Source organism: Propionivibrio sp. (genome assembly GCF_041441355.1).
GTDB lineage: Bacteria > Pseudomonadota > Gammaproteobacteria > Burkholderiales > Rhodocyclaceae > Propionivibrio.
Window position 1 is genome coordinate 21,681 of the sequence record NZ_JASDTF010000021.1, and the last position, 26,483, is coordinate 48,163.

The following is a 26,483-nucleotide window of genomic DNA, read 5'->3' on the forward strand; positions in this document are numbered from 1 at the left end:
TTTTTGTGCGGTTGCTGCGTGATGCGGCTGCGGCTTAGGCCGGCATCGGGTCGGCGTTGCCGAGCGCGGTGGTGTTGAGGCCGCCGTCGACGTACATGATCTCGCCGGTCACTCCGCTCGCCAGGTCGGAGAGCAGGAAGGCCGCGGCGTTGCCGACTTCCTCGATGGTCACGTTGCGACGCAGCGGCGCGTGATGCGAGTTGTAGGCCAGGAGCTTGCCGAAGTTGCCGATGCCCGAGGCGGCCAGCGTCTTGATCGGACCGGCCGAGACGGCGTTGGCGCGGATGCCCTGCGGGCCGAGGCAGAAGGCGAGGTAGCGGGTCGCCGCCTCGAGGCTGGCCTTGGCCAGGCCCATGGTGTTGTAGTTGGGCATGGTGCGCTCGGCGCCGAGGTAGGTCAGGGCCAGCAGCGCCGGGTTGTTGCCCTTGAGCAGCAGCGGGCGTGCGGCCTTGGCCAGTGCCGGGTAGCTGTACGAGGAGACGTCGTGCGCGATGCGGAAGGCGTCGCGGGTGATGCCGTCGAGGAAGTCGCCTTCGATGGCTTCGGTCGGGGCGAAAGCGATCGAATGCACGAGGCCGTCGAGGCCTTCCCAGTGCTTGCCGAGTTCGGCGAAAAGGGCGTCGATCTGCGCGTCGTCGGCGACGTCGCAGGGGAAAACCAGCGTGCTGTCGAATTCGTCGGCGAACTTGCTGACCCGCTCGAGGAAACGTTCGTTCTGGTAGGTGAAGGCCAGTTGCGCGCCTTCGCGATGGCAGGCTTTGGCGATGCCGTAGGCGATGGAATGCTTGGACAGCACGCCGGTGATGAGAATGCGTTTGTCTGCCAGAAATCCCATGGGTTCTCCTGTGTTCCGATTAGATTTTTGTCCGGTGGCAGCGGACTGCCTGACCGCGCATTATAGGGGATTTGGCGCCTGCGCCGAAGTCGGCCGCACGGCGTGTGGCGAGCTTTTGCGCATGGCATCCGGCGGCGCAGCGCGAATCCACGTGTCGACGGAAAGCTGCGACAACAAAGTCGCGTTACACTTCGCCTCATGTTGCTTCGACGCCTCCTGCTCGTGCCCGTCTTCGTCCTGCTCGCCGCCTGCGGCGACGGGCGAGACGGTCCTTTGAATGATCCCCTGAATGATCCTTATCCGGCGAGCGAGCGCCATGCCAACATCCTCTACTCGGCGTTTACCGAGCGGCCCAAGCACCTCGATCCGGCGCAGTCCTACGCCGAAGACGAGTCGGTGTTCACCGGCCAGATCTACGAGCCGCCGCTGCAGTACCACTACCTCAAGCGCCCCTACACGCTGATTCCCGGCAGCGCCGCGGCGATGCCCGAGGTGCGCCTCTTCGACGCCCGCGGACAGCGTTTGCCGGACGATGCGCCGCCGGCGCAGGTCGCCTACAGCGAGTACGACGTTTCCATTACGCCGGGCATCCGTTTCCAGCCGCATCCGGCCTTCGCGCTCGACGCGAGCGGCCAGCCCCGCTACCAGAACCTCGACCGCGAGGCGCTGAGCGGCATCAATACGCTGGCTGATTTCACCGAACAGGGCACGCGTGAGCTGACCGCCGACGACTTCATCTATGGCATCAAGCGCCTCGCGCATCCGCGCCTGCATTCGCCGATATACGGCATGATGGCCGAACGCATCGTCGGCCTGAAGGCGCTGGGCAGCGCGCTGCGCGAAGCGGCGAAGGCCGAGCCCGCCGACGCCTGGCTCGACCTCGACCGCTATCCGCTCGAAGGCGTTACCCGCCTCGACCGCTACCGTTACCGCATTCGCCTCCAGGGCGCCTACCCGCAGTTCATGTACTGGCTGGCAATGCCCTTCTTCGCGCCGGTGCCGCGCGACGCCGACCGCTTCTACGGCCAGCCGGGCATGGCCGAAAAGAACCTGACGCTCGACTGGTACCCGGTCGGCACCGGGCCGTACATGCTGACCGAGAACGACCCCAACCGGCGCATGGTGCTCTCCCGCAACCCCAACTATCGCGGTGAAACCTACCCCTGCGAGGGCGAGGAAAGCGACCGCGCCGACGGGCTGCTCGACGACTGCGGAAAACCGCTGCCGCAGATCGACCAGGCGGTGTTTACCCGCGAGAAGGAAAGCATCCCGTACTGGAACAAGTTCCTGCAGGGCTACTACGACGCCTCGGGCATCGCCTCGGACAGCTTCGACCAGGCGGTGCGGATGAGCGTTGGCGGCGACGTGCAGATCTCCGATGAGATGCGCGACAAAGGCATCCGCCTCATCACTTCGGTGCGTGCCTCGCTGTTCTACATGGGCTTCAACATGCTCGACGCGACGGTCGGCGGCGCCGGGCCGGGGGGCGTCGGCGCCGAGCGGGCGCGCAAGCTTCGCCAGGCGCTGTCGATCGCCATCGACCAGGAGGAGTACCTGTCGATCTTCATGAACGGGCGGGGCGTTCCGGCGATGGGGCCGATCCCGCCCGGGATTGCCGGCGCGGCGGACTTCAACCCGGTGGTCTACGACCTCGTCGACGGCCAGCCCAAGCGCAAACCGGTCGAGGCCGCGCGGCGCCTGCTCGCCGAAGCCGGCTGGCCGAACGGCCGCGACGCCAAGAGCGGCGAGCCGCTGGTTCTCTACCTCGACACCACCGGCGGCGGCATGGGCGACAAGTCGATGAGCGACTGGCTGACGCGCCAGTTCGCCAAACTCGACATCCAGCTCGTGGTGCGCGCCACCGATTTCAACCGCTTCCAGGACAAACTCAAACGCGGCGCGGTGCAAATTTTCTTCCTCGGCTGGGGCGCCGATTATCCCGACCCGGAGAACTTCCTCTTCCTGCTCGCCGGCAGCGAAGCCGGCGGTACGGGCGGCGAGAACCGTACCAACTACGTCAATCCCGAATTCGACCGCCTTTTCGCGCAGATGAAGGACATGCGCAGCGATGGGCCGGACGCGGCCCGCCGGCTCGAACTGATCGCGCGCATGGTGGCCATCCTGCAGCGCGACGCGCCCTGGATCTTCTGCTTCCACCCCAAGCGCTACACGCTCGCCCACACCTGGCTGCAGAGCCGCAAGCCGAGCGAAGTCGGCAACAACATCCTCAAGTACCAGCGCATCGACGCCGCCGAGCGCCAGCGCCGGCGCGCCGAGTGGAACGCGCCGGTGTTCTGGCCGCTGGCTCTCCTGTTCGCCGCGCTGGCCGCGGCGGTGGTCCCCGCCGTGCGCGCCTACCGCCGCCGCGAGCGCGGCACGGCGCGGAGCTGATCCCATGTTCGCCTACCTCGTCCGCCGCCTGCTCTACGCCATCCCGATCCTGATCGGGGTGAACCTCATCACCTTCGCGCTGTTCTTCATGGTCAACACGCCCGACGACATGGCGCGCATGCAGCTCGGAGTCAAACGCGTGACGCCCGAGGCGATCGAGAAGTGGAAGGCCGAGCGCGGCTACGACAAGCCGCTGTTCATCAATCCGGCTGCTTCCGGCGCGGGCGCCGTCACCGAGACGATCTTCTTCGAGAAATCGGCGCGCATGTTCATCGGCGATTTGGGCCGTGCCGAGGACGGGCGCGACATTGCACGCGAGATCAGCGCGCGCATGGGGCCGTCGCTGGCCATCGCCCTGCCGACCTTCCTGCTCGGGCTGTACGTGACCGTCGCCTTCGCCCTGCTGCTGGTCTTCTTCCGCTCGACGCCGCTCGACTTCTGGGGCGTCGTGTTGTGCGTGGCGATGATGTCGATCTCCGGCCTCTTCTACATCATCGGCGGGCAGTACCTCATCAGCAAACTGTGGCGGCTGGTGCCGATCTCGGGCTACAGCGGCGAGCTCGATGCCTGGAAATTCCTCATCCTGCCGGTGCTGATCGGCGTGGTGGCCGGGCTGGGCGCCTCGGCGCGCTGGTACCGTACGATCTTCCTCGAGGAAATCGGCAAGGACTACGTGCGCACCGCCCGCGCCAAGGGTTTGTCCGAACGCAGCGTGCTGTTCGGGCATGTGCTGCGCAATGCGCTGATCCCCATCCTCACCGGCGTGGTGGTGCTGATTCCCTCGCTCTTCCTCGGCTCGCTGCTCACCGAATCCTTCTTCGGCATTCCCGGCCTCGGCAGCTACACCATCGACGCCATCGCCGCGCAGGACTTCGCCGTCGTCCGCGCCATGGTCTTCATCGGTTCGGTGCTGTACATCGTCGGTCTGGTGCTCACCGACATTTCCTACACCCTCGTCGACCCGCGCGTGCGCTTCGAAAAATGAACTTCATGCCCGTGCTCCTGTGGACCGACGCCCTGATCTGGCTGCTCGCCGTCGGGGTCGGGGCTTTCTTCTGGCGCGCGCGCCGTCTGCCGCTGGTGCGCGCGGCGCTCGCTCGCGTCGGGCAGAGCCGACCGGGCATGGCGGCGGCGACGGTGCTCGCCGCCTTCATCGCGATCGGCTTGCTCGACTCCTTGCACTACCGCCCGCCGCTGGCCGGCGAAGCGGGGCAGAAGACGGCCTACGCCGTTGAGGTGCGTTCGCTGCTCGATGCCCTTGCCGAACCGCTGCGCGCGCGCAACGAGAAAACCTACTCGGCGCCGCTCGCCACCCGCGCCTACGCCAAGGAGACGGTCGAAGTCGCCGGGCCGGACGGGCGACCGGTGCAGCAGCGCGAGTTTCCGCGCCTGCGTTACGGCGGCGCGCATCTGGCCGACGAAGCCGGCTGGGGCGCCGACCTGCTGCGCCTCTCCCTTCTCGGGCTCGGGGCTGCGGCCCTGCTCTGGTGCGCCCTGGCGGCCGGCTGCGCGGCCCGTCTGGCGCGGCGTTCGGGCACCTCCTTCCGCGCCGCCTGCGGACAGCTGGCGCGTGGTGAGACGGTTTTCGCCTGGAACGCGGTGCTGCTCGCGTTGGCGGTGCTGCTGGCCGTGTTCGGGCCGCTGCTGGCGCTGTCGTCCGGCTACCACGTCTTCGGCACCGACAAGGTCGGCCAGAGCGTCTTCTACCAAGTGCTGAAAAGCATTCGCACCGGGCTGGTCATCGGCCTCGTCACCACCCTCGTGATGCTGCCGCTCTCGGTGCTGCTGGGCGTGCTCGCCGGCTACTTCCGCGGCTGGGTCGACGATGTCGTGCAATACCTCTACACCACCCTGAGCTCGATTCCCGGCGTGCTGCTGATCGCCGCCGCGGTGCTGATGATGCAGGTCGTGATCGACACCCATCCGGAATGGTTCGCCACCGCCGCCGAGCGCGCCGACCTGCGCCTCCTGGCGCTGTGCGTGATCCTGGGCTTAAGCGGGTGGACGGGCCTTGCCCGCCTCCTGCGCGGCGAGACACTGAAGCTGCGCGAGCTCGACTACATCCAGGCGGCGCAAGCCTTCGGTGTCTCCGACGCGCGCATCTTGAGCCGCCACATCCTGCCCAACCTGATGCACCTCGTCATCGTCGCGCTGGTGATGGATTTCTCCGGCTTGGTCCTCGCCGAGGCGGTGCTCTCCTACGTCGGCATCGGCGTCGATCCGACGATGATCAGCTTCGGCACGATGATCAACAACGCGCGCATGGAACTGGCGCGCGAACCCATGGTGTGGTGGTCGCTGGCCGCCGCCTTCGTCTTCATGTTCACGCTGGTGCTGGCGGCCAACCTCCTGGCCGACGCCGTGCGCGACGCTTTCGATCCGCGCCGGAGCTGAGCCGATGACCGCGCCCCTGTTGTCCGTCCGCGACCTTTCCGCCGGCTTCGTCGCCGGCGAACGGGTGCTGACCGCCGTCGATGGCGTCTCCTTCGACCTCGCCGCCGGCGAGACGCTGGCCCTGCTCGGCGAGTCGGGCTGCGGCAAGTCGGCGAGCGCGCTGGCGTTGATGCGCCTCATGCCGCCGGGCGGGCGGGTGCTCGGCGGCGACGTCCGGTTCGCCGGGCAAGACCTCTTCGGCCTGCCCGAAGCGGCGATGCGCGACGTGCGCGGCGGCGGGCTGGCGATGATCTTCCAGGAACCGGCCACCAGCCTCAACCCGGTGCTCACCGTCGGGCGCCAGATCGGCGAGGCGCTCGCCCGCCACCGCGGCCTTTCCGGTGCCGCGGCGCACGCGCGGGCGCTTGAGCTCGTGAGCGCCGTGGGCATTGCGGACGCCGAGCGGCGGCTGGGCGAATATCCCTTCCAGCTCTCGGGCGGGATGAAGCAGCGGGTGATGATCGCCATCGCGCTCGCCGCCGACCCGCGCGTGCTGATCGCCGACGAGCCGACGACGGCGCTCGATGTCACCATCCAGGCGCAGATCCTCGACCTCCTGCGTCGACTGCAGGCCGAACGCGGCATGGGCATGCTGCTCATCACCCACGACCTCGGCGTGGTGGCGCGCATGGCGCAGCGCGTGGCGGTGATGTACGCCGGCCAGATCGTCGAGGAAGCGCCGCGCGAGGCTTTCTTCAGCGCGCCGGCTCACCCCTACACACGCATGCTCTTTGCCGCGCTGCCCGACCTCGCCACGCGCGGCGGCACGCTGGCGACGATTCCCGGCCAGGTGCCGGCGCTCGACGAATTGCCTTCCGGCTGCCGCTTCGCGCCGCGCTGCCCGCAAGCCGTGCCGCGCTGCCGGGCTGAAGCGCCCGCACTGCGGGCGCTCCCGGGCCGTCCGGAGGCGCGTGTACGTTGCCACCTGGCCGAGTCGTTGGCCCCCGCCCTTGGCGCTGCGCCGGCAACGCGCATCGAAACTGCGCACGCTTCCGCTGTCGCTGTCTCCACCGCGGTCCTCGACGTCGCCGACCTCGCCGTTCACTTCCCGATCAAGCGCGGCCTCTTCAAGCGCACCGTCGGCCACGTGCGCGCCGTCGACGGCGTCTCGCTCGCCCTCGCGCCCGGGCGCACGCTGGCGCTGGTCGGCGAATCGGGCTGCGGCAAAACGACGGTCGGCAAGGCCGTGCTGCAACTGATCAAGCCCACGGGCGGCTCGGTGCGCCTGGCCGGGAAAGAACTCGTGGGCCTTTCTCGCGGCCAGATACGCCCCTTGCGCCGCCGCCTGCAGATGATCTTCCAGGACCCGTTCGCCTCGCTCAACCCGCGCCTGCCGGTCGGCGAAATCATTGCCGAGGGCATGACCGCGCTCGCCGAAGGCGCCCGTCCGCAGGCCGAACTCGACGCCGCAATCGCCGCCTTGCTCGCCCAGGTCGGTCTCGATCCCCGTGCGGCGCAGCGCTATCCGCACGAATTCTCGGGCGGGCAGCGGCAGCGCATCGCGATCGCACGGGCGCTGGCCGTGCAACCGGAGGTGATCGTCTGCGACGAGCCGACCTCGGCGCTCGACGTTTCGGTGCAGGCGCAGATCCTCAACCTGCTGCGCGGCCTGCAGGACGAGCTCGGGCTCGCCTACCTCTTCATCACCCACAACTTCGCCGTCGTCGACCACCTCGCGCACGACGTGGCGGTGATGTACCTCGGGCGCATCGTCGAGCGCGGCACGGTCGACGAAGTGCTGCGCACGCCGCGCCATCCCTACACGCAGGCGTTGCTCGCTGCGGTGCCCAGCCCGCGTCTGGACGATCAGAAAGCCGTCCAACGCCTCCCAGGCGAGACCCCGTCGCCCGCCGCACCGCCGGCCGGCTGCCACTTCCACCCGCGCTGCGCGCAGGCGAACGACGCCTGTCGGGCGAGCTACCCGGAGGCGACGCGCTTGTCAGCGACGCACGTCGTGCATTGCCACCGACTTTGAATTGGCTTTGATTTACCGGATCGAGGCGTGAGACGACCGCTCTGGTTTTGGCTCAGGCGTGGCCGTTGAGCAGGTAGTTGAGGGCCAGCATGGTGACGATGCCGCCGATGGCCGGAATTGCGGTCCGGCGGACGATCTCGAAAGGCGAACAGCCCGCCGTTTTGCTGACTGCGATGATGACCCCTGCGACCGGGGAAATCGATCGGCCCATGCCGGCCATGAGTTGCATCGGCAAGATCATGGTCACGGCACTGACCCCGTATTTGGCGGCGATGGCCGGTGCCAGACCATTGAAGGCGAAGAAGGCGGCGACGCCGGAGCCAGTGATGACGCCGGTGACGCAGACCATCAAGGTCATGGCCACCGACATGGCGTTGAAACCGAAACCGGCGTGCTGGGTGAGGTCGATCAAGGCATTGACCGTGCCGAGCGCCTGTAGTCCCTGGGCGAAGACATCGGCGCAGACGAGCAGGGAAACGATGCTGGTGAACGCGTTGCCGACGCCGGCGAAGTAGGCTTGAAATCCCTTGAAGGCGGCATGCACGTCACGTTTGACGACGAGTTCGCAGCCGAGTCCCGCACAGGCGCCGATGATCATGGCCGTGACCACATCCATGGCGATGTGGGCCACCATCAACGGGCTGAACACCACGATCAAGGCGATCGGCAGGAGCGGAATGAGCGCGTAGAAACCCGGTGCATCCTCCTCTTTTGCCTGATCTGGCGGCAATACCTCCTGAGGGGCTATGCAGTGCCCCGCTTTGCGGTCGAAATAACGGGCCGTGAAGTAGACGAGTACGGTGACGACGAGGATGACGCCAAGGGCGACCGGAATCTGGTGTTTCACAAAATAGACGGCAGTTGGAATGCCTGCCGTCTTGGCGGCAAGGTTGGCGGTCCCGACCGCCGGGCCGAGGTCCATGAAACCGCTTAAACCGATCATGGCTGCCGCGGCGGGCTTGCTGACCCCGATGGAGACCATCAAGGGGAACAGGGTGACGAGCAGCAGCATGGCGAGGCCGGCGGCGCTCGGGATGGCGATGTGCAGTAATTGCCCCAGGACGTAGCCGGCGGCAAGCAGGACGTAAGGCGCTTTGAAATAGGTCAGCGGTTTGACACAAAGCCGGACCATGGCTCGTGTTGCGCCGATGTGATCCATGTATTCCGAGAAGCCGGCCGAGGCCATGATGATCAGGCCGATGCCGGCAATCTGGGTGGTCAGCGAATTCTTCACGAAAGCAAAAATGTCGAAACCCGTCCAGCCAACGCTTTTGGCTTTCTGATAGAGGATCGACTGTTCGGGGAAGAGTGCGACGGTCAGGGTGAGCAGCGTCAAACCCGCGAGGAGCAGCACGGTTTGCGGGTGGTAATTCCGGATGATCAGGCGTGCGGCGATGGCCGTGATCGCGATGCCGAGGATCAGGCTGAGCATGGGGTTCCCTCCGATGGGCGTTTACTTTCTTTTAAAAATTGTCCTGTGACCGTGTCGAAGCCGCCTTGCGGACTTTTTTGCGCCTTCTGCGGCATGTCGTCTGTCACGAATGATCTGGAATGATTTGGAAATGGGCGGTGCGTTAAGCGTGCTGCAGGAAGTCGGCAATCAATCCGTTGTAATACTCCGGGGCTTGAAAGTACGGGCCGTGTCCGAGTCCGGGCATGTTGATGTGCCGCTCATGGGGGGTTAGCGCCAGCAGGTCGGCCTGTAGCCGGGGTTGGACGACCCGGTCGGACGCACCGGTGAGAATCAGGGTCGGCATCGAGAGCGAGGGCAGCAAGGGGCGATTGTCCGCCAGTTGCAGCATGCGTGTCGCACGGCGCAGGCCTTCTGGGCGCACTTCGCTGGCGACTTCCGCAGCCAGGGCCAGCGTTTCGGGCGGGCAGGACTCGGGTAGCAGATCGCGTGCCCGTCGCATTCCATACGCTGGCGCGCCCAGTTCGGCGAATTCGCGCATGCGGTTCTCGAACTTTTCCGACATCGGGGCGGTTTCAGGCTCGGCGTAGCCCGGATGGGTACATGAGAGGACGAGTCGGCGGACCTGCTCGGGGTAGCGTGCCGCATAACGTGCGGCGAGGGTCCCGCCCATCGAATGCCCGACGAGGAAGATCGGCCCTTCAGCGACGTGGTCGACGAATTCGGCCAGCGCGGCGAGGTAAGCATCAATGTGTGCTTCAACGAGGTCGGAACCGCCAAATCCAGGGGCGTCCCAGGCCATCAGGCGATAATTTTGTCCGAGGCTGCGGTCCTGGAACTGATAGCTCCAACTCTTGGCGTTGCCGAGCAAACCGTGCAGGAAGAGGAGGTTCTGGCGCTTCTTTCCTTCACCGGTTTCGCGGTAGGTGAGTCGACCGTGCGTCAGTTGGGCCGTTTTGAGTTCCGGGAGCGGGACGGTGAAGGTGCTGAGGGGCTGAGTCATGGCCGCGATTTCACTGGGTTGGAGTCGATGCCAAAAAATATAGCATTGGCTTTGTTATCACCTTTATGCATAGAATCTATTGGTTGATAACAAAAACGGATGTGTTGAGTGAACATCAAGGCCCTGCGTGCCTTTCGTCTGGTGGTCAGCGAAGGGTCGGTCAACGCCGCGGCAAAAGCCCTTTGCCTGAGCCAGCCGGCGGTCAGCCGGCTGATCGCCCTGCTCGAGAGCGAACTTAAACTGACGCTGTTTTTGCGCGACGGACGGCGTATGGTGCTGACCGAGCAAGGGGCGGCCTTCCTGCAGGAGGCCGGTCGCATCCTGGCCAACCTCGACGACATTCCGCGCATCGCCAGCGAGATCCGCAGCAGCGGCATTCAACGCCTGCGCCTCGTGACCATGCCGCGTGTGGCGATGAGCCTGGTTTGTCCGGCCGTGGCCGAATTCGGCCGGCGACATCCGGAGGTCTATGTTTCGCTCGATCTGAAAAACCGGCGCGACATGGAGCAGTGGATCGCCGGCAAGGAGTATGACCTTGGCGTCGGTGGGACGCCGGTGGGCCATCGTGCGGCGGTGGGGCGTTCGTTGGTGCGCGTGCGGATCGGCGTGCTTCTGCCGGCAACGCACCGGCTGGCTGCCCAGGCCGAGATCGACGGTTCCGACCTCGTTGGTGAGCGACTGATCGCCCAGATGCCTGGACTTCAGTTCCGGGAGCAGGTTGACGAAATATTCGCCAGCTGCGGTGTAAAGCCCTGCTATCGGGTGGTGACCTCGTCCTCGCAGATGGCGACTCGGCTGGTGATCGAGGGCGCCGGGCTTACCCTGATCGACCGTCTGAGCGTACAGGCCTTTTTGACGCCCGAGGTCGTTCTGCGCCCCTTACGCCCCGAGCGGTGGTTCGACTTCGGGATTATCCGGGCACGCGAAGGCCGTCCGAACCCGTTGGCCGAGGCGTTTTCCGAGTGTCTGCGCGAGGAGATCGAACGGCGCCTCGTGCCGGGGGAGGTCGAAAGGGTCGATGCGGGCTAAGGCTGAGCAGGGTTTTGGCATTCGCCTTCGCCTGCTCGCCGCCTTGTCCGAGAATCCTCAGCGCTTGTCGGCGCCCGGGTTCTGCGCCAGTTGGATGGTCAGCGTCTGGCCGGCGGCGAGGGTCTTGGCGGTGACGCGGTTCCAGCGCAGCAGGTCGTCCTGGTCGACCTTGAACTGGCGGGCGATCGAGCTGATCGTGTCGCCGCGCTTGACGGTGTAGCGGGTGACCTTGGTCGTCGCCTTCTTGCTTGCCGTCTGCGTATTCTGCGGATTTGCGGCCTTGCCGCCCTTGGCTTCGGGCTTGCTGCGTTCGACGGCGGGCTTGCGCTCAGCCGGCGCGGCGACGGCAAGTTTGGCGCCGGCCGCCAGGCGGTCGGACTTGAGGCCGTTGCTGCGCTTGAGTTCGGCGACGCTCATCCCGTAGCGCTTGGCGATCGTCGGCAGCGTCTCGCCGCGGCGCACGGTGTGGGTCACCGTCTTGCCGCCGCGATCGTGGTTGAGGTCGGGCAGGCGCGGCTGCTCGGGCAGCGCCTCCATGTCGACGGCTTCGCCGCCTTCCTGCCCGGCGACGAGCAGGGTGAAGCCCGGCGGCAGGGCGATGCGGCCCTTGATGCCGTTGGCTTCCTTGAGGCGGGCGACGGTCATTCCGAAGCGCGGGGCGACGGTCTCGAGCTTCTCGCCCGGGCGCAGGGTGTAGGCCTGCCAGGCGGAGAGCGGCTTGTTCTGTTCCTTGTGGTCCTCAAGGTTGCTCTGGAAGGTCTCGAGCTTGTCGGCCGGGATCACCAGCGCCGTGTCGGCCGGGATCACCGGGCGGTTATGCGCCGGGTTGAGGGCGACGAATTCCTGCACCGGCATCTCGGCCAGCTCGGCAGCGAGCTTGACGTCGATGTGCGCGTTCTTGATCACCGTGGCGAAGTAGGGGCGGTCGGGAATGGTCGGCAGCCCGAGTTCGGCGATCATCGCCGGCGAATTGAAGATGTTCTTGAGCGCCTGCAGCTTGGGGACGTAGTTGCGCGTCTCGTTCGGCATCTTGAGGCTCTCGTAATCCGTCGGCAGGCCGCGCGCGCGGTTCTTGGCCACCGCCCGGGCGACGGCGCCTTCGCCCCAGTTGTACGAGGCCAGCGCCAGGTGCCAGTCGCCGTGCATCTCGTAGATCGTCTGCAGGTAGTCGAGCGCGGCGGTGGTCGAGGCGATGATGTCGCGGCGCTCGTCCTTCCACCAGTTCTGGTCGAGCTTGTAGCGCTTGCCGGTGGCGGGGATGAACTGCCACAGGCCCATCGCCTTGGCGCGCGAGTAGGCCATCGGGTTGTAGGCGCTCTCGACCATCGGCAACAGCGCCAGCTCGGTCGGCATGCCCCGTTTTTCAAGTTCTTCGACCACGTGGTGCAGGTAGCGGCTGCTGCGCTCGACCATGCGGCGCATGTAGTCGGGCCGGTTCATGTACCACTGCTGGTGGTAGAGCACGAGGTCGGACGAAATGTCGGCCATGCCGAAGCCGCGCCGCAGGCGGGGCAGGATGTCCTCGTCGTTCAGCTCCATCGTCGGCTCGGGCACTTTGGTCAGGTACACGGGCGGCTGCTGGGTGAGGTCGACGCCCGGGACGAGCGCCGGCGGCAGCTTGAGCTCGTTGACCTTGAGCGGCGGCAGGGCGGCCGCGGCGTCCACGGGCGACGCGGGCTGGGCGATGCTCAAGGACGGCTCAAGCGTGAGCGACAGCGACAGCGGCGTTTCGCCGCTGGCCTGCGCGGCGGCGCAGGTCAGCAGGCTGAGCGTCAAGAGTGCGGTTTTGTGCGACATCCGTTCCTTCTTTGTTCTTTCGCCCGGAAAGCGGACGGCGTTCCCCCTTGGGTTCCGTTCCGGCACGTAGGCGGCAGGGTGCCGGGCAGACTGCGGCGGATTATAACCCATGCCCAAACAGGTGTTTACCAGGGGGGGCTGTGCCCCAATCGAGCCCTGGCCGCCTCGGGGAAAGCCTGGAACGGCAAAGCCGGGGCGGCGGAAGAGCGCCGCGGAGGGGCGAGCGGGCGGCGCTGAAAGCGCCAGTGGACGGGCCTTTGCGGCGAGTGTGGTTTTTTGTTGGAAAGCGTGGGTTTTTTCGAAGGATCGGCGGGAATTACGTATTGTTGGGCCTTGCCGGCGTTCCTAGACTGGCCTACGGGCGATGGAAACGAAACACAACGCAACGAACGGAACGACAAGGCGATGAGCGGCAAGACGATCGTTGGGGTGTTGTGGGGGCTGGCGTTCTGCATGTTGCCGGCCTGGGTCTGGTTGGCCGCCGACTGGCGGCTCGGTGCCGGTGCGGGCGTGCTCTTTTCGGGCGTGCTGGCTTGGGTTGCCTGGCGTTTGAGCCGCGTGGACCTTCCCCCGGGCGCGACCGAAGCGGCGCCGGTCGACCTCGTCGTCGCGCCGGTCGAGCACATTCCCGCGCACTTGCGCGAGCTGCTCGAAGGTCTGCTGCCGTTGTGGGGCAAGCACATCGGGCTGGCGCGCAGTCAGAGCGCGAACGCGATCGACGGCCTCTCCGAACAATTCACCGCACTCAACCGCCAGCTGCGCGAAGCGGTGGCGATGTCCTCTGACGGCGGCGGGCAGAGCGTGGTGGGCAGCGTGCAGCGGGCGCAGCAGGAGCTGCCGCGCGTGTTTGACGCCCTGGGCGCGACGCAGGGGACGCGTGAGCGCTTCCTGGCCGAACTCGAGGCGATGACGCGTTTCGTCGACCAGCTCTCGAGCATGGCGGCCGACGTCGGCAAGCTCGCGTCGCAGACCAATCTCCTGGCGCTCAACGCGGCGATCGAGGCGGCGCGGGCCGGCGAGGCCGGGCGCGGCTTCGCGGTGGTCGCCGACGAAGTGCGCGAACTTTCCAGCCTGTCGGGCAAGACCGGGGCCAACATCACCGAAAAGGTGACGGCGATCAACCGCACGATCCTGCAGCTGATCGAGATGGCGCGCCAGAGCAGCAAGAACGAGCAGCAGCTGATCGACCAGGCGCAGGGCGTGGTGCGCGACGTGCTCAGCGATTTTTCCAGCGGCGTCGCCGGGCTTGAGCAGCGTCTCGAGCACTTGCAGGCCAACGGGCGGGAAGTCGAGAGCACGGTCAACGGCGTGCTCGTCGAACTGCAGTTCCAGGACCGGGTGAGCCAGATCCTCGGCCACGTCCAGGACGACGCCGAACGCTTGCGGCTGGCCGTGGCTGAGGACCGCATCCCCGAGTCCGGGGCCTGGCTGAAGACGCTGGAAGCCAGCTACACCACCGCCGAGCAGCGCGACATCCATCACGCCCGTGAAGTCCGCAGCACGCCGCAGAGCACTGACGTCACTTTTTTCTAAATCCCGCGCGGGCCACCGCCCTGGAGACACCCCATGGCTAAAACCATCCTCATCGTCGACGACTCCGTGAGTTTCAGGCAAGTGGTCAGTCTGGCGCTCTCGGGCGCCGGCTACGACGTGATCCAGGCCTGCGACGGCAAGGACGCCCTGAGCAAGCTCGACGGTCGCAAGCTCAACCTGATCGTCTCCGACGTCAACATGCCGGTGATGGACGGGCTGAGCTTCGTGCGCGCGGCCAAGCAGCTGCCGGCGTACAAATTCACGCCGATCATCATGCTCACCACCGAGGCCGGCGAAGACAAGAAGGCCGAAGGCAAGGCGGCCGGCGTGCGGGCCTGGGTGGTCAAGCCCTTCCAGCCGCCGGTGCTGCTCGACGCGGTATCGAAGCTGGTGTTGCCGTAGGCGCCGGCCGACGCCGGGCGCGAACGAGACGGAGGCGAGAGTGGACGCAATGGACCCCATGGACGAAGGCGGCAGCAAACGGCTCATCGAAGAACACGACGGCAGCACGGTCAGCGCCGTGTTGCAGGGCGACCTGACCGTCGCCGCGGTCGATGCGGTCAAGGACGAACTGTTCGCCCTGCTCAACAGCGAGCTCATCCGGCTCGACCTCGGCCAGCTGGAGGAGGTCGACACCTGCGGCCTGCAGTTGCTGCTCATCTTTCAGCGTCAGGCCGCGATCCACAAGCGCACGCTGGAGGTCATCGACGTTCCGCCGCAGCTTGCTGATTTGCTCGACCTCTACGGCCTGAGCGGTTTTCCCGACGTTTCGGCGCAGGAAGGACAGGCATGAACACCACACCGGCCACCGCCGTTTTCTTCGAAGAGGCGCAGGAACAATGCGCGACGCTCGAGGCCTTGCTGCTCGAGCTGAACAAGAACCCGCACGACGACGACGCGCTCGGGGCGATGTTCCGCAGCGCGCACACGATCAAGGGCTCGTCCGGCCTGTTCGGTTTCGACGGCATCGTCGACTTCACCCACGTGATGGAAAACGTGCTCGACCGGATGCGCAAGCACGACCTTGTCGCCAGCGATTCGCTGATCGATCTGCTGCTGCGCTGCAACGATTACCTGCGCGAAGTGCTGCGCGAGTCCGAACTCGACGTCGGCAAGGCGATGAGCATCGGGCCGCAGGGCGTGCCGCTGGTCGAGGCGTTGCGCGCCTTCGGTTCGCCGGCCATCGCCGGCGGCGCGGGGCCTGGAGCGGTTGCCGAAGCGCCCTTGACCCTGCTGTCGGCGGCGAGCGAAGCGCAGGCATCGGCCAGCGGCGACTGGCACCTCTTTCTGCGTTACGGCGAGGATTTGTTCCGCAGCGGCTTCGACCCCAGCACCTTCCTGCGCTACCTCGAACGCCTGGGCGAACTGCGCGGGGTGTTCACCCTGCTGCGCCAGCCCGACGTGATCAGCAGTTTCGACCCGACCGACTGCGTGCTGCAGCACGAAGTCGTCCTCAACAGCAGCGCCGACGAGGCCCGGCTGCGCGAGGCGTTCGAGTTCATTGCCGACGACAGCGCGATCGACATGCTGCCGCCGCATGCGTCGCTCTCCGCCTTCAAGGTGCTGGCCGAGAACTACGGTGGCGACCCGGTGGCGCACCTGAAACGCTGGGAAAAGCAGGGCTTCCTCAGCGCCGACGAAGTGCGTGCCGTGCTTGCCCCCGCCGTGCAGCAGGGCGCGCGGCCGGTCGCCGTCGACGAGCCGGTGGTCGAACGGCGGCGCGCCGAGCGCTCCGACACCTCGCGCTTCATCCGTGTCGAGGCGGCCAAGATGGACGCGCTGATCAACCGCGTCGGCGAGCTGGTGATCGCCACCGCTAGCTCGCGCGTGCATGCGCGCCAGTCCGGCGATAGCGAAACGATCCAGTCGCTCGAGGTCTTGAGCCAGCTCGTCGAGGGCATCCGCGACGACGCGCTGACCCTGCGCATGGTGCCGATCAGCGAGATTTTCAACCGCTTCCCGCGCATGGTGCATGACGTGACTCAGCGCCTGGGCAAGGACGTCGAGCTGGAAATGGTCGGCGCGGAAACCGAGATCGACAAGTCGATGGTCGAAAAACTCACCGACCCCTTGATGCACATCGTGCGCAACGCCATCGATCATGGCATCGAGCCGCTCGAGCAACGCCTGGCTGGCGGCAAGCGGGGGCAAGGGCGGCTGATCCTCAAGGCCTACCACGACACCGGCTCGGTGGTCGTCGACGTGATCGACGATGGGCGCGGCATGGACACGCACAAGATCTTCGCCCGCGCGGTGGAAAACGGCCTGGTGCCGGAGGGCAAATCGATGAGCGAACAGGAAATCCTCGGCCTCCTGTTCCTGCCCGGATTCTCGACCGCCGAGAAGGTGAGCGACCTCTCCGGACGCGGCGTCGGCATGGACGTCGTCAAGCGCAACATCGAGGCGCTGCGCGGCGAGGTGAACATCATCACCGTGCCGGGCGAGGGCAGCACGGTGCGCATCCGCCTGCCGCTGACCCTGGCGATCATCGACGGCTTCCACGTCGAAGTTGGCGGCAGCGCCTTCGTTCTGCCGCTCGACATGATGTCCGAATGCCTCGACCTGCCCGAGGTCGAGATGTCGCCCGACACCAAGCAGCTGCAATTGCGCGGCGAGTGGATTCCCTACGTCTCGTTGCGCGAGCTGTTCGGCTTCCCGCCTGCCGCCGGGGCGGAGTACGTGATCATCGTCCAGTTTGGGCAGTCGACGGCGGGCATCGTGGTGGATGAACTCGTCGGCGACGTGCAGGCGGTGATCAAGCCGCTCGGCACGATGTTCCGTTCGCTGCGCGGCATCAGCGGCTCGACCATCATGGGCAACGGCACGCTGGCGCTGATCCTCGACGTGCCGCAGATCGTGCATCTGGCGGTCAAGCGCGAGGGGCGGCTGCTCCACGCGCGCAACGAGCGCCTGACCCGCGTCGAGGCGCGTGCCGACAAGTTGTGTTCCGATCCATCCGGCGCTGCCGGCAAGCCTCAGTCATCGTCCTAACCGCATCAGGAGGTAGTCAATATGAACGCTTCGCAAAGCATGACCGTCGCCCGCCGGCTGAGCTTGGGCTTCGGACTGATCATCCTGGTGCTGATCGCCATGGTGACGGTGACTTTGGCCGGCTTGTCCACCATCAACCAGCAGATTTACGAGATCACCCAGATCAATGCCGTGCAAGGGCGGCTGGCGACCAAAATGGTCGATTCGGCGCAGGAGATGCGCGTCCAGTACCGGCAATTGATGCTGGAAAATGATCCGGCGAAGAAGAAGGAGAGTGCGGCGCGGCTGAGCAAGGCGCGCGAGACTTACCTGAAGGCCGAAACCGAGATCAAGGCCTTGTTCCAGAAATACGCGGCGCAGATGTCGGCCAGCGAGCGCGACCTGATGAGCCAGCTCGCCAACCAGAAGCCGGTGGCCTTCGCTTCGATCGACAAGCTCGTCGAGTTTGACACTCAGGGCAAGGAGGCCGAAGCCCTGGCCGAGCTGAACGCGGTGACTTCGCCGCAGATGGCCAAACTCAACGAGATTCTGCGCAACCTGGCCGACGAGGAAGACCGGCTCAACGACGTGGCCGGGCAGGAAGCGAGCGCGCAAGGCGCGGCGATGCGCTGGCAGATGATCATCGGCGCCACGGTGGGCGTCGTGCTCAGCGTCGTCATCGCGCTGCTGGTCATCCGCTCGATCCTCAACATCCTCGGCGCCGATCCTTCGGTGGTGAAGGAGATCGTCGAGCGCGTCGCGCAGGGCGATTTCACGGTGCAGATCGACCTGCGTCCGAACGACCGGACCAGCCTGCTCGCCAGCCTGTCGGCGATGGTCGGGCAGCAGCGCGAGGTGCTGTCCGAAATCCGGCTGATGTCGAGCAACCTGTTCAGCGCCTCCGAGCAGCTCTCGTCGACCGCCACGGGCCTGGCCTCGGGCGCCGCGCAGCAGGCGGCGAGCGTCGAGGAGACGAGCGCTTCGATCGAGGAAATGTCGGCGACGATCAACCAGAACACCGACAACGCCAAGGTCGCCGACGGCATCGCCTCAAAGACCGCCGGCGGCGCCAACGATACCGGCAAGGCCGTGGACAACATGGTGCATGCGATGAAGGAAATCGCCGGCCGGATCACGATGATCGACGACATCGCCAACAAGACCGACCTCCTGGCGATCAACGCCGCGATCGAGGCGGCGCGGGCCGGTGAGCACGGCAAGGGCTTTGCCACGGTGGCCGTCGAGGTGCGCAAGCTTGCCGAGCGCTCGCAGGTCGCGGCGCGCGAGATCGGGGAGCTGGCCGGGCGCTCGGTCGGCATTGCTGAGAAGGCGGGCGGCCAGCTGACCGAGATGTTGCCGGGCATCGACCAGACGGCGACGCTGGTGCAGGAAATCGCCGCCGGCTCGCGCGAACAGGCCACCGGCATCCGCCAGATCAACCAGGCGATGACCCAGATCAGCCAGACGATGCAGAACGCCGCGGCGTCTTCCGAAGAATTGAGCGCGACTGCGGAGGAAGTGAGCGCTTCGGCGAGCCAGCTGCAGAACCTGCTCGAACAGTTCAACCTCGGGAACGGCGGGCGCGCTCGCAATGCTGCCAAGGCCGTGCGGCGGAGCAAGGCGCCGGCCGTCGAGCATGCCTCGGTTGGGGCCGTCGAAAGCGGAGCGGAGGATGACGGCGAGCCGCTCGATGCGAAAAAATTCACGCGCTTCTAGGGTGCCGGAGGACGATCATGGGACGCCTGGACAGCAATGCCGCAGCCGAGGGCGGAGGAATGGCGCACTGCGTCACCTTCGTGCTCGGCAAGGAAATTTTCGCCATCGACATCCATCACATCCGGGAGATCATCGAGTACGAGGAGATCACGCCGGTGCCGATGATGCCCGTCTTCGTGCGCGGGATCATCAACCTGCGCGGCTCGGTGGTGCCGGTCATCGACCTCTCGATCCGCTTCGGCCGCGAGCTGACCCAGGTCAAGCCGACGACCTGCATCGCCATCCTCTGCCTGGACGAGAACAGCGAGTTCTCGACGCTCGGCATCCTGCTCGACGGGGTGCGCGAGGTGGTCGAAATCCCGCATGCGCAGATCGAGCCGACGCCCTCTTTCGGCACCGGTTTGCGCAACGATTTCATCAAGGGCATCACCACCGTCGACAGCCGCTTCGTCGTCATGCTCGACGTGCAGCAGGCGCTGTCGATCGATGAATTGACGCAACTGGCCGACGAGGTGGGTCGGGCGCAGATCAGCGAACACGTGACGACGCAGGAGGCCGGATGAACGGATGCGCGAGAGCCCTGTCGGGAGCGGGACGGGCATGTCGAACCTGAATGTCGGAGGCGTCGTGGCGGACATCAACGCGCGCGAATTCGAGCTGTTCCGCAAGTTCATGCTTGCTGCCTCGGGTGTCGACCTCGGACCGACCAAGCGCGCGCTCGTCCAGGCCCGGCTCTCGCGCCGCGTCGCGCAGCTCGGGCTGAAGAATTTCAGCGACTACTGGCAGGCGGTGAGCGCTCCCGGGGCCGAGTCCGAACGGCAGTTCGTGGTCAATGCCTTGTCGACCAACGAGACCTTTTTCTTCCGCGAAATCTCGCATTTCGAGTGGCTCGCGGAACGGGCGAGGCAGCACATGGCTCGCGGCGAGCGTACCTTCCGCGTCTGGTCGGCGGCCTGTTCGAGCGGCGAGGAAGCCTATACGGCAGCGATCGTGCTCAAGGAAACCTGCGGCAACCAGTGCGACTTCGAGGTGGTGGCCACCGACATCAACACGCAGGTCCTGCGCGACGCGCGTCGTGCCGTGTATCCGCGCGGGCGGGCGCAGAAGGTTCCGGTTCACCTGCTGCACCGTTACTTCATGTTCGGCCGTGACGAGTACCGCGACATGCTGCGCGTGGTCCCGGAACTGACCGGGCACGTGCGCTTTTCGAAATTCAACCTGCTCGGGAGCGAGGAAGCGTCGACCGCCGACATCGGCGGATTCGACGTGATCTTCCTGCGCAACGTGATGATTTACTTCAACGATGACACCAAGGCCGAAGTGCTCGAAAACGTCGGCCGACACCTGCGTCACGACGGTGTGCTGATCATCAGCCATTCCGAGACGCTCAACGGCATTCGGACGGAGTTCACGGCACTCCGGCCCTCGCTCTACACGCTGCGCCGGAACGGAGGGAACGGGACATGAAAGCGAAAATCCGCGTGCATATCGTCGACGACTCGGCCGTGGTACGCGAGGTGCTGACCACGGTGCTGTCCAAGGCCGGCGACATCGAGGTGCTGCACGCCTCGCAGGACCCGGTGTTCGCGCTTGAACGCATGCAGCGCGACTGGCCCGACGTGATCATTCTCGACATCGAAATGCCGCGCATGGACGGGCTGACTTTCCTGCGCAAGATCATGCGCGAACGACCGACGCCGGTGATCATCTGTTCCTCGCTCGCCGAAGAAGGCATGCCGGTGACCCTGCAGGCGCTCGAGGCCGGGGCCATCGCCATCGTCACCAAGCCCAAGATCGGCTTGCGCAGCTTCCTCTCCGAGTCCGGCCAGCAGTTGATCGACGAAGTGCGCGCGGCGCGCGGCGCGCGGCTTTCCAACCTGCGGCCGGCTGCGGATACGCCCACAGGGCTGGAAAACCGGGTGAAGCTGACTGCCGACGCAATGCTGCAGGCGCCCAGCGGACGCACGATGTTCCGCACCACCGAGCGCATCGTCGCCATCGGCACGTCGACCGGCGGGACCCAGGCGCTCGAATACGTGCTGCCACGCCTGCCGCGCGACTGCCCGGGGATCGCCGTCGTGCAGCACATGCCGGAAGCCTTTACCGCGTCCTTCGCGCGCCGCCTTAACCAACTCTCGCAGATCGAGGTCAAGGAAGCGGCGAGCGGCGACCGGCTGGTTGCCGGGTTAGCCCTGATCGCGCCGGGCGGCAAGCACCTGATGGTCGTGCGCAGCGGCACGCAGTACGTGGCCGAGGTCAAGGACGGGCCGCTGGTGTCGCGCCACCGGCCGTCGGTCGACGTGCTCTTCCGCTCGGTGGCGGTGTGCGCCGGCGCCAATGCAACCGGCATCATCATGACCGGAATGGGCGACGACGGCGCCCGCGGGCTCAAGGAAATGAAGGACAGCGGCGCGCGTACGGTGGCGCAGGACGAGGCGAGCTGCGTCGTCTTCGGGATGCCGCGCGTGGCGATCGAAATGGGGGCGGCCGACCACGTGCTGCCGCTGGCCCAGATTCCAAAGGCGGTGTGCGATGATTAGCGAGAGTTCGAGAGCCAACCACCTGCCCCAATGGGCCGGGCGGACGGCGCTGGTGGTCGACGATTCGCGCAGCACGCGCATGGAGATGTCGCGCATTCTCCACCTGCTGGGCTTCGCGCGTGTGCTAGAGGCCGAGGAGGGGCGCGGGGCGCTCAAACTCCTGGAAAACGAGCGCGGCATCGATTTTCTCCTCACCGACCTCAACATGCCGGTGATGGACGGGGTCGAGCTGCTCTCCGAGATCGAGCGGCGTTATTCGCAGCGCTTTTTCGTTGCCGTGATGAGCGGCGTCGACCCCAGCCTGCTGAGCGCGGTGCGCGAGATTGCCGAGAACAGCGAGTTCGAGATGATCGGCATCCTGCCCAAACCCGTTTCGGCCGGCGCGCTGTGCAAGGCGCTGGCCAATGTCGATCCCGACCGACATGCCAAGGACGCCGTAAAACACGCACCGCTCAGTCTGAGCACCGAGGAGTTCCGGCAGGCGCTCGAATGCGACGAGATCGTCGTCTTCTACCAGCCGAAGATCGAGCTGGCTTTCGGGCGGGTGTGCGGCATGGAGGCGCTGGCGCGCTGGAAACATCCTCAGCATGGTTTGGTGCCGCCCATCGTGTTCATCGATTTCATCGAGGCCGGCGAGTTGGCGTATCCGCATTTTTTCCACCAGGTCGATGCGGCGATGCGCATGCTCAAGCGCACCGAAGCGATCTGCCCGGGCCTGACGATGAACGTGAACCTCCCGGTGGTGTTGCTGGTGGTGCCGGACCTGGCCGACAAACTCCTGGCCTGTGTGAATGCGCATGGCCTCTCGCCCGATCAACTGACCCTGGAAGTGACTGAAACCTCGGTGATGTCCAACCTCAAGGCCAGCCTGAGCACCCTGACCCGGTTACGGCTCAAGGGCTTCGGAATTTCGATGGACGATTACGGCACCGGCTATTCGTCGATGCAGCAGCTCGCCAAATGCCCGTTTACCGAACTCAAGATCGACAAGTCCTTCGTCCACGACGCCAGCCGGAACCGCAAACTGCTCTCGATCCTGACCGCGGCGATCAGCATCTGCGATCAGCTGGGCCTCTTTTCCGTCGCCGAGGGGTGCGAGACTGAAGACGACTTGCGCCAGATCACGGCCCTGGGGTATAAGGCGACGCAAGGGTATTACTTCTCACCCCCTTTGCCCGAGGAGGCCTTGCTCGCCTATCTGGAGGCCGGAAAGAACCGGCGTGCGCCGACGGCGGCCGAAAGCCGCGCGCGTTAGGTTGCTGGCGTAGCTGCCGCCTGCGCTGCGGGTTCCGGGCGTCTTGGGCGGGGGACTGCGCCGAGGGCGCCGATGAGGGTATAGATGATTCTTCTGGTCAGCGAAGATCGCCGTTTTCTCGAACTCTGGCGTTCTCTGTTGCGCGAGCATCTGGGGCCGGGCGACCATGCCGCGACCTGCGCTCGCCTTGCGGATGCGCTGGGGCTGGCCGAGCGCGGGCGTTTGAGCTTATGCGTCGTCGATACCCTCAGCCCGCTGCACACAACCCTCGGGGCGGATGGCGAACTGGCGCAACTGGCGCGGCGCGCCCGCGTGCTGCTGGCGCGTACCGAGTTCTCGGTTGCCGCCGAAGTGGCGGCCTTGTCGCTCGGGGTGGCCGGCAGTTGCGCCGCCACGCTGGAGCCGGCTGAGCTGGCGCGGATCGTCGAAGTCGTGCTCAAGGGCGGCGTCTGGGTGTCGCGCCAGGCCTTGCCGGAGATGCTCCTGTTGTTGCGCCAGGCCGCCGCGCCGAAACCGGCGGCGAACGCCAACCCCATGCTTGAACGACTGACTCCGCGCGAACGCGAAATCGCCGGCTTGGTCGCGGAAGGCGTGGCCAACAAGGTCATCGCGCAGCGCCTCGGGCTTTCCGACCTGACGGTCAAAGCGCATTTGACAGCCATTTTCCGCAAGCTCGGCGTGCCGAGCCGGGTGAAGCTCGCGTTGCTGCTCAGCGCGTTCACCAGCGAAGCGCCCGCCTGATCCCGGCGGCGGCCGCTTTCGCGCCGCCCCCTACCTTGGTCGTATTTTCATCTTCCAGCGCCTCCCTAGACTACGGAGGGTCTAGCTCTTTCCTTTTTTCGCTGGAGGACTGTCATGGCCAAGCAAATCGTCACCAAGACGCTCGAATCGGGCGCCAAAGTTTCCTCGATCGGGACCGTCAAGAGCGTCATCGGCGTCGTTACGGCGACGGGCAGTGATGGCGTCGTCCGCACCTTACAGGTCGGCGACAAGGTCTTCATGAACGACATGATTCTGACCTCAGCCTCCGGCGCGGTATTGGTCGAGTTCAACAACGGAGGAAGTTTCGACCTGGGCCGTGATTCCTCGGCGACCCTCGATCAAAGCGTCTTCCAGCCGACGCCGGCGCCGTCATCGGAAGGTGCCAAGGAGGACGTGGCGTCGCTGCAGGCCAAGATCGCGGCCGGCGTCGACCCGACGCAGGTGACCGAAGCCACGGCGGCCGGCCCGGGAGCTGGCGGTGGCGGCGGTGATGGAGAAGGCAGTAGCTTTGTCGTCGTCGATCAACTGGCCCCGCAAGGGCTGGTGAATAGCGGTTTCCCGACCGGGCCGATCGGCTTTGCCCTGCAGCAGCCGACGGGTGAAGTCCTGCCACCTGAATCCGAGCCCTTGCCAGCAGTAACGATTGGTCTGGACGTAACAGTCGAAATCGTCGATCAACCCCCCAACAGCGAAAACCCGAGCGATCCGAGTTTGCCGACCATCGTTGGTAACAATGCGTACATCCCTGAAGGAACGGATGGTGAGAGCGCCTTCAACACAGTGACCTTCGTCCTGCGCCTGAGTACGCCGTTCAACCAAGACGTGACGGTAACCTATGAAATCCGCCCCGGGGCCGGGCCCAATGCGGCCCTCCCGGGGACCGACTATCAAGGCGTGCTGACTGGAACGGTGACCATTCCGGCCGGAACGACCGAATTCCCGGTTGTGGTGAATATCGTTCCCGATCACTTGGATGAAGGGCCGAACACCTTTGCCGGTGCCGAGAACTTCTTCATCATACTGACCGGCGCGACCAATGCCACGATCGACCCGGCCAACAACACCGCGACAGGGTGGATTGTTGATGACGACACGACGCCAGTGGCGCGTAACGACGTCAATGCCGTGGGTGAAGACCGGTGGACCGGTGAAGGCGAAGGCGGCTTGTTGGTACAGGCTACGGGCAATGTCATCACCGACAGCCCAGGGAGTGATTCCGATGTCGATGGCGATACGCTGAGCGTGGTCGGTATTCCGCCGGGCGGAGTGGATATCCCAGGGGTATACGGCATCCTGCATCTCAATCCCGACGGCAGCTACGTCTATACGCTCAATAACGCGAGCGATGCGATCCAGTCCCTCGATGACGGCGACACGCTTCAGGACCAATTCACCTATACCGCGACTGACGGCTACCAGAATTCCAATCAGGCCACGCTGACGATCACCATCACCGGCACGAACGACGCGCCGGTGGCCCAGGCGGACACCAACTGGGGTCTTGAAGACGGCGGCGAAGTGGCGGTGAGCGGCAATGTGCTGCAGACGCTCGCCCATGCGGGCGCGCCGTCGGGCACGTTTGGCGACGTGGCTGACACGGACGCGGACGGTGGCGACACGCTGAGCGTGGTCTCGGTGGGGGGCAGTGCCGGCAATGTCGGTGTTGCGATTGCCGGTCTGTACGGCACGCTGACCCTGAACGGCGACGGCAGCTACAGCTACACGGTGGATCCGACGAAGACCCAGTTCCTGGACGACGGAGAAACGGCGAGCGACGTGTTCAACTACGTGGCGAGCGATGGCACGACGGGTGCCGATTCGACGCTGACGATCACGATCTTTGGCAACAACGACGCGCCGGTGGCGAAGGCCGACACTAACTGGGCGCTGGAAGATTCGAGCGCGGCCAGTGGCAACGTGCTGCAGACCCTGGATCACAGCAGCGTGTATGGCAGCTTCGGCGACGTGGCGGATACCGACGTCGATGTCGAAACGCTGGCGGTGACGACGACCGGTACCTTCTTCGGCAACTACGGCGTGCTGACCCTCACCGGTACCGGCGCCTACACCTACACGCTCTACGCCTCCGAAACGGCGGCGGCAGCGGCCGGGCACCCCGGTGGCTACGACGCCGTGCAGGCGCGTGACGTGGGCGATCCCGCGCTGACCGAAGTCTTCAACTACACGGTGAGCGACGGTACGGCACCGGCCGATGCCACGCTGACGGTTAGCATTTTTGGCAGCAACGACGCGCCGGTGGCGAAGGCCGACACTAACTGGGCGCTGGAAGATTCGAGCGCGGCCAGTGGCAACGTGCTGCAGACCCTGGATCACAGCAGCGTGTATGGCAGCTTCGGCGACGTGGCGGATACCGACGTCGATGTCGAAACGCTGGCGGTGACGACGACCGGTACCTTCTTCGGCAACTACGGCGTGCTGACCCTCACCGGTACCGGCGCCTACACCTACACGCTCTACGCCTCCGAAACGGCGGCGGCAGCGGCCGGGCACCCCGGTGGCTACGACGCCGTGCAGGCGCGTGACGTGGGCGATCCCGCGCTGACCGAAGTCTTCAACTACACGGTGAGCGACGGTACGGCACCGGCCGATGCCACGCTGACGGTTAGCATTTTTGGCAGCAACGACGCACCGGAGGCCAAGGCCGACACCAACTGGGCGCTGGAAGACGGCAACGCCGCGAGCGGCAACGTGCTGCAGACGCTGGATCACAGCAGCCTGGTGTTTGGCACCTTCGGCGACGTGGCCGACAGCGACGTTGATGTCGAGACGCTGACGGTGACGACGACCGGTTCGTTCAACGGTAACTACGGCG

At 65.8% G+C, this 26,483-nt stretch carries 20 protein-coding genes; 16 read left to right on the top strand and 4 right to left on the bottom strand.

The window, feature by feature from the left end:
* Positions 1-34 precede the first annotated feature (34 nt).
* A complete protein-coding gene (fabI, locus tag QMB55_RS08870; protein WP_497588335.1) occupies positions 35-835 on the bottom strand; it encodes an enoyl-ACP reductase FabI in 801 nt (266 codons plus the stop codon).
* 198 nt (positions 836-1,033) lie between these two features.
* Here fabI and QMB55_RS08875 point away from each other — a divergent pair, with 198 nt between their 5' ends.
* The 4 genes from QMB55_RS08875 to QMB55_RS08890 are packed head-to-tail and all read left to right on the top strand — an operon-like array spanning position 1,034 to position 7,634.
* Positions 1,034-3,226, top strand: a complete 2,193-nt coding sequence (locus tag QMB55_RS08875; protein WP_497588336.1) for an ABC transporter substrate-binding protein — start codon at positions 1,034-1,036, stop codon at positions 3,224-3,226.
* Positions 3,227-3,230: 4 nt separating this feature from the next.
* Positions 3,231-4,211, top strand: coding sequence for an ABC transporter permease (locus tag QMB55_RS08880; RefSeq protein ID WP_497588337.1), 981 nt, complete (start codon positions 3,231-3,233; stop codon positions 4,209-4,211).
* Positions 4,208-5,620: an ABC transporter permease gene (locus QMB55_RS08885; protein WP_497588338.1), complete on the top strand. Its 1,413-nt coding sequence runs from the start codon at positions 4,208-4,210 to the stop codon at positions 5,618-5,620. Before QMB55_RS08880 ends, QMB55_RS08885 begins: the two co-directional genes overlap by 4 nt.
* Positions 5,621-5,624: 4 nt before the next feature.
* The gene (locus tag QMB55_RS08890) at positions 5,625-7,634 is read left to right on the top strand and encodes a dipeptide ABC transporter ATP-binding protein (RefSeq protein ID WP_497588339.1); all 2,010 of its coding nucleotides are present in this window, start codon (positions 5,625-5,627) and stop codon (positions 7,632-7,634) included.
* A 52-nt stretch (positions 7,635-7,686) separates the two neighbouring features.
* Here the strand turns inward: QMB55_RS08890 and dcuC are convergent, their stop codons facing one another.
* Both dcuC and QMB55_RS08900 read right to left on the bottom strand, forming a co-directional pair.
* Positions 7,687-9,066, bottom strand: a complete 1,380-nt coding sequence (dcuC, locus tag QMB55_RS08895) for a C4-dicarboxylate transporter DcuC (RefSeq protein WP_497588340.1) — start codon at positions 9,064-9,066, stop codon at positions 7,687-7,689.
* A 142-nt stretch (positions 9,067-9,208) separates the two neighbouring features.
* Positions 9,209-10,048, bottom strand: coding sequence for an alpha/beta fold hydrolase (locus QMB55_RS08900; RefSeq protein ID WP_497588341.1), 840 nt, complete (start codon positions 10,046-10,048; stop codon positions 9,209-9,211).
* Between the two features lie 108 nt (positions 10,049-10,156).
* Here QMB55_RS08900 and QMB55_RS08905 point away from each other — a divergent pair, with 108 nt between their 5' ends.
* The gene (locus QMB55_RS08905; protein ID WP_497588342.1) at positions 10,157-11,077 is read left to right on the top strand and encodes a LysR family transcriptional regulator; all 921 of its coding nucleotides are present in this window, start codon (positions 10,157-10,159) and stop codon (positions 11,075-11,077) included.
* Between the two features lie 57 nt (positions 11,078-11,134).
* Here QMB55_RS08905 and QMB55_RS08910 read toward each other — a convergent pair whose 3' ends face one another.
* Positions 11,135-12,874 carry a LysM peptidoglycan-binding domain-containing protein gene (locus QMB55_RS08910; RefSeq protein ID WP_497588343.1) on the bottom strand — a complete coding sequence of 580 codons (1,740 nt, stop codon included), beginning with the start codon at positions 12,872-12,874 and terminating at the stop codon, positions 11,135-11,137.
* A gap of 405 nt (positions 12,875-13,279) precedes the next feature.
* Between QMB55_RS08910 and QMB55_RS08915 the strand changes: the two genes are divergently transcribed.
* From QMB55_RS08915 to QMB55_RS08965, 11 genes are all read left to right on the top strand, one after another.
* Complete coding sequence (locus tag QMB55_RS08915) at positions 13,280-14,407, top strand: methyl-accepting chemotaxis protein (RefSeq protein WP_497588344.1); 1,128 nt, start codon at positions 13,280-13,282, stop codon at positions 14,405-14,407.
* A gap of 33 nt (positions 14,408-14,440) precedes the next feature.
* Positions 14,441-14,809, top strand: a complete 369-nt coding sequence (locus tag QMB55_RS08920) for a response regulator (RefSeq protein WP_497588345.1) — start codon at positions 14,441-14,443, stop codon at positions 14,807-14,809.
* Positions 14,810-14,858: 49 nt separating this feature from the next.
* On the top strand, positions 14,859-15,200 hold the full coding sequence (locus tag QMB55_RS08925; RefSeq protein ID WP_497588369.1) for an STAS domain-containing protein: 342 nt from the start codon (positions 14,859-14,861) through the stop codon (positions 15,198-15,200).
* Complete coding sequence (locus QMB55_RS08930; RefSeq protein ID WP_497588346.1) at positions 15,197-17,398, top strand: chemotaxis protein CheA; 2,202 nt, start codon at positions 15,197-15,199, stop codon at positions 17,396-17,398. The genes QMB55_RS08925 and QMB55_RS08930 overlap by 4 nt, the downstream gene beginning before the upstream one ends.
* Before the next feature lie 21 nt (positions 17,399-17,419).
* Positions 17,420-19,093 (top strand): methyl-accepting chemotaxis protein, encoded by a 1,674-nt coding sequence (locus QMB55_RS08935; protein WP_497588347.1) that lies wholly within the window; start codon positions 17,420-17,422, stop codon positions 19,091-19,093.
* Positions 19,094-19,110: 17 nt separating this feature from the next.
* Positions 19,111-19,656: a chemotaxis protein CheW gene (locus QMB55_RS08940; protein WP_497588348.1), complete on the top strand. Its 546-nt coding sequence runs from the start codon at positions 19,111-19,113 to the stop codon at positions 19,654-19,656.
* A gap of 37 nt (positions 19,657-19,693) precedes the next feature.
* Complete coding sequence (locus QMB55_RS08945) at positions 19,694-20,560, top strand: CheR family methyltransferase (RefSeq protein ID WP_497588349.1); 867 nt, start codon at positions 19,694-19,696, stop codon at positions 20,558-20,560.
* Entirely contained in the window at positions 20,557-21,633 is a 1,077-nt protein-coding gene (locus QMB55_RS08950; RefSeq protein ID WP_497588350.1) for a protein-glutamate methylesterase/protein-glutamine glutaminase, read from the top strand. The genes QMB55_RS08945 and QMB55_RS08950 overlap by 4 nt, the downstream gene beginning before the upstream one ends.
* Positions 21,626-22,888, top strand: coding sequence for an EAL domain-containing response regulator (locus tag QMB55_RS08955; protein WP_497588351.1), 1,263 nt, complete (start codon positions 21,626-21,628; stop codon positions 22,886-22,888). Before QMB55_RS08950 ends, QMB55_RS08955 begins: the two co-directional genes overlap by 8 nt.
* An 84-nt stretch (positions 22,889-22,972) precedes the next feature.
* A complete protein-coding gene (locus QMB55_RS08960) occupies positions 22,973-23,629 on the top strand; it encodes a response regulator transcription factor (RefSeq protein WP_497588352.1) in 657 nt (218 codons plus the stop codon).
* A 114-nt stretch (positions 23,630-23,743) separates the two neighbouring features.
* A partial coding sequence (locus QMB55_RS08965) for a retention module-containing protein (protein WP_497588353.1) occupies positions 23,744-26,483 on the top strand: 2,740 nt, incomplete at its 3' end.

What these genes read in the sequence shown, in the direction of transcription:
- fabI (WP_497588335.1), bottom strand. Translation starts at nt 835, where the DNA reads ATGGGATTTCTGGCAGACAAACGCATTCTCATCACCGGCGTGCTGTCC.
- QMB55_RS08875 (WP_497588336.1), top strand. Translation starts at nt 1,034, where the DNA reads ATGTTGCTTCGACGCCTCCTGCTCGTGCCCGTCTTCGTCCTGCTCGCC.
- QMB55_RS08880 (WP_497588337.1), top strand. Translation starts at nt 3,231, where the DNA reads ATGTTCGCCTACCTCGTCCGCCGCCTGCTCTACGCCATCCCGATCCTG.
- QMB55_RS08885 (WP_497588338.1), top strand. Translation starts at nt 4,208, where the DNA reads ATGAACTTCATGCCCGTGCTCCTGTGGACCGACGCCCTGATCTGGCTG.
- QMB55_RS08890 (WP_497588339.1), top strand. Translation starts at nt 5,625, where the DNA reads ATGACCGCGCCCCTGTTGTCCGTCCGCGACCTTTCCGCCGGCTTCGTC.
- dcuC (WP_497588340.1), bottom strand. Translation starts at nt 9,066, where the DNA reads ATGCTCAGCCTGATCCTCGGCATCGCGATCACGGCCATCGCCGCACGC.
- QMB55_RS08900 (WP_497588341.1), bottom strand. Translation starts at nt 10,048, where the DNA reads ATGACTCAGCCCCTCAGCACCTTCACCGTCCCGCTCCCGGAACTCAAA.
- QMB55_RS08910 (WP_497588343.1), bottom strand. Translation starts at nt 12,874, where the DNA reads ATGTCGCACAAAACCGCACTCTTGACGCTCAGCCTGCTGACCTGCGCC.
- QMB55_RS08915 (WP_497588344.1), top strand. Translation starts at nt 13,280, where the DNA reads ATGAGCGGCAAGACGATCGTTGGGGTGTTGTGGGGGCTGGCGTTCTGC.
- QMB55_RS08920 (WP_497588345.1), top strand. Translation starts at nt 14,441, where the DNA reads ATGGCTAAAACCATCCTCATCGTCGACGACTCCGTGAGTTTCAGGCAA.
- QMB55_RS08925 (WP_497588369.1), top strand. Translation starts at nt 14,859, where the DNA reads ATGGACCCCATGGACGAAGGCGGCAGCAAACGGCTCATCGAAGAACAC.
- QMB55_RS08930 (WP_497588346.1), top strand. Translation starts at nt 15,197, where the DNA reads ATGAACACCACACCGGCCACCGCCGTTTTCTTCGAAGAGGCGCAGGAA.
- QMB55_RS08935 (WP_497588347.1), top strand. Translation starts at nt 17,420, where the DNA reads ATGAACGCTTCGCAAAGCATGACCGTCGCCCGCCGGCTGAGCTTGGGC.
- QMB55_RS08940 (WP_497588348.1), top strand. Translation starts at nt 19,111, where the DNA reads ATGGGACGCCTGGACAGCAATGCCGCAGCCGAGGGCGGAGGAATGGCG.
- QMB55_RS08945 (WP_497588349.1), top strand. Translation starts at nt 19,694, where the DNA reads ATGTCGAACCTGAATGTCGGAGGCGTCGTGGCGGACATCAACGCGCGC.
- QMB55_RS08950 (WP_497588350.1), top strand. Translation starts at nt 20,557, where the DNA reads ATGAAAGCGAAAATCCGCGTGCATATCGTCGACGACTCGGCCGTGGTA.
- QMB55_RS08955 (WP_497588351.1), top strand. Translation starts at nt 21,626, where the DNA reads ATGATTAGCGAGAGTTCGAGAGCCAACCACCTGCCCCAATGGGCCGGG.
- QMB55_RS08960 (WP_497588352.1), top strand. Translation starts at nt 22,973, where the DNA reads ATGATTCTTCTGGTCAGCGAAGATCGCCGTTTTCTCGAACTCTGGCGT.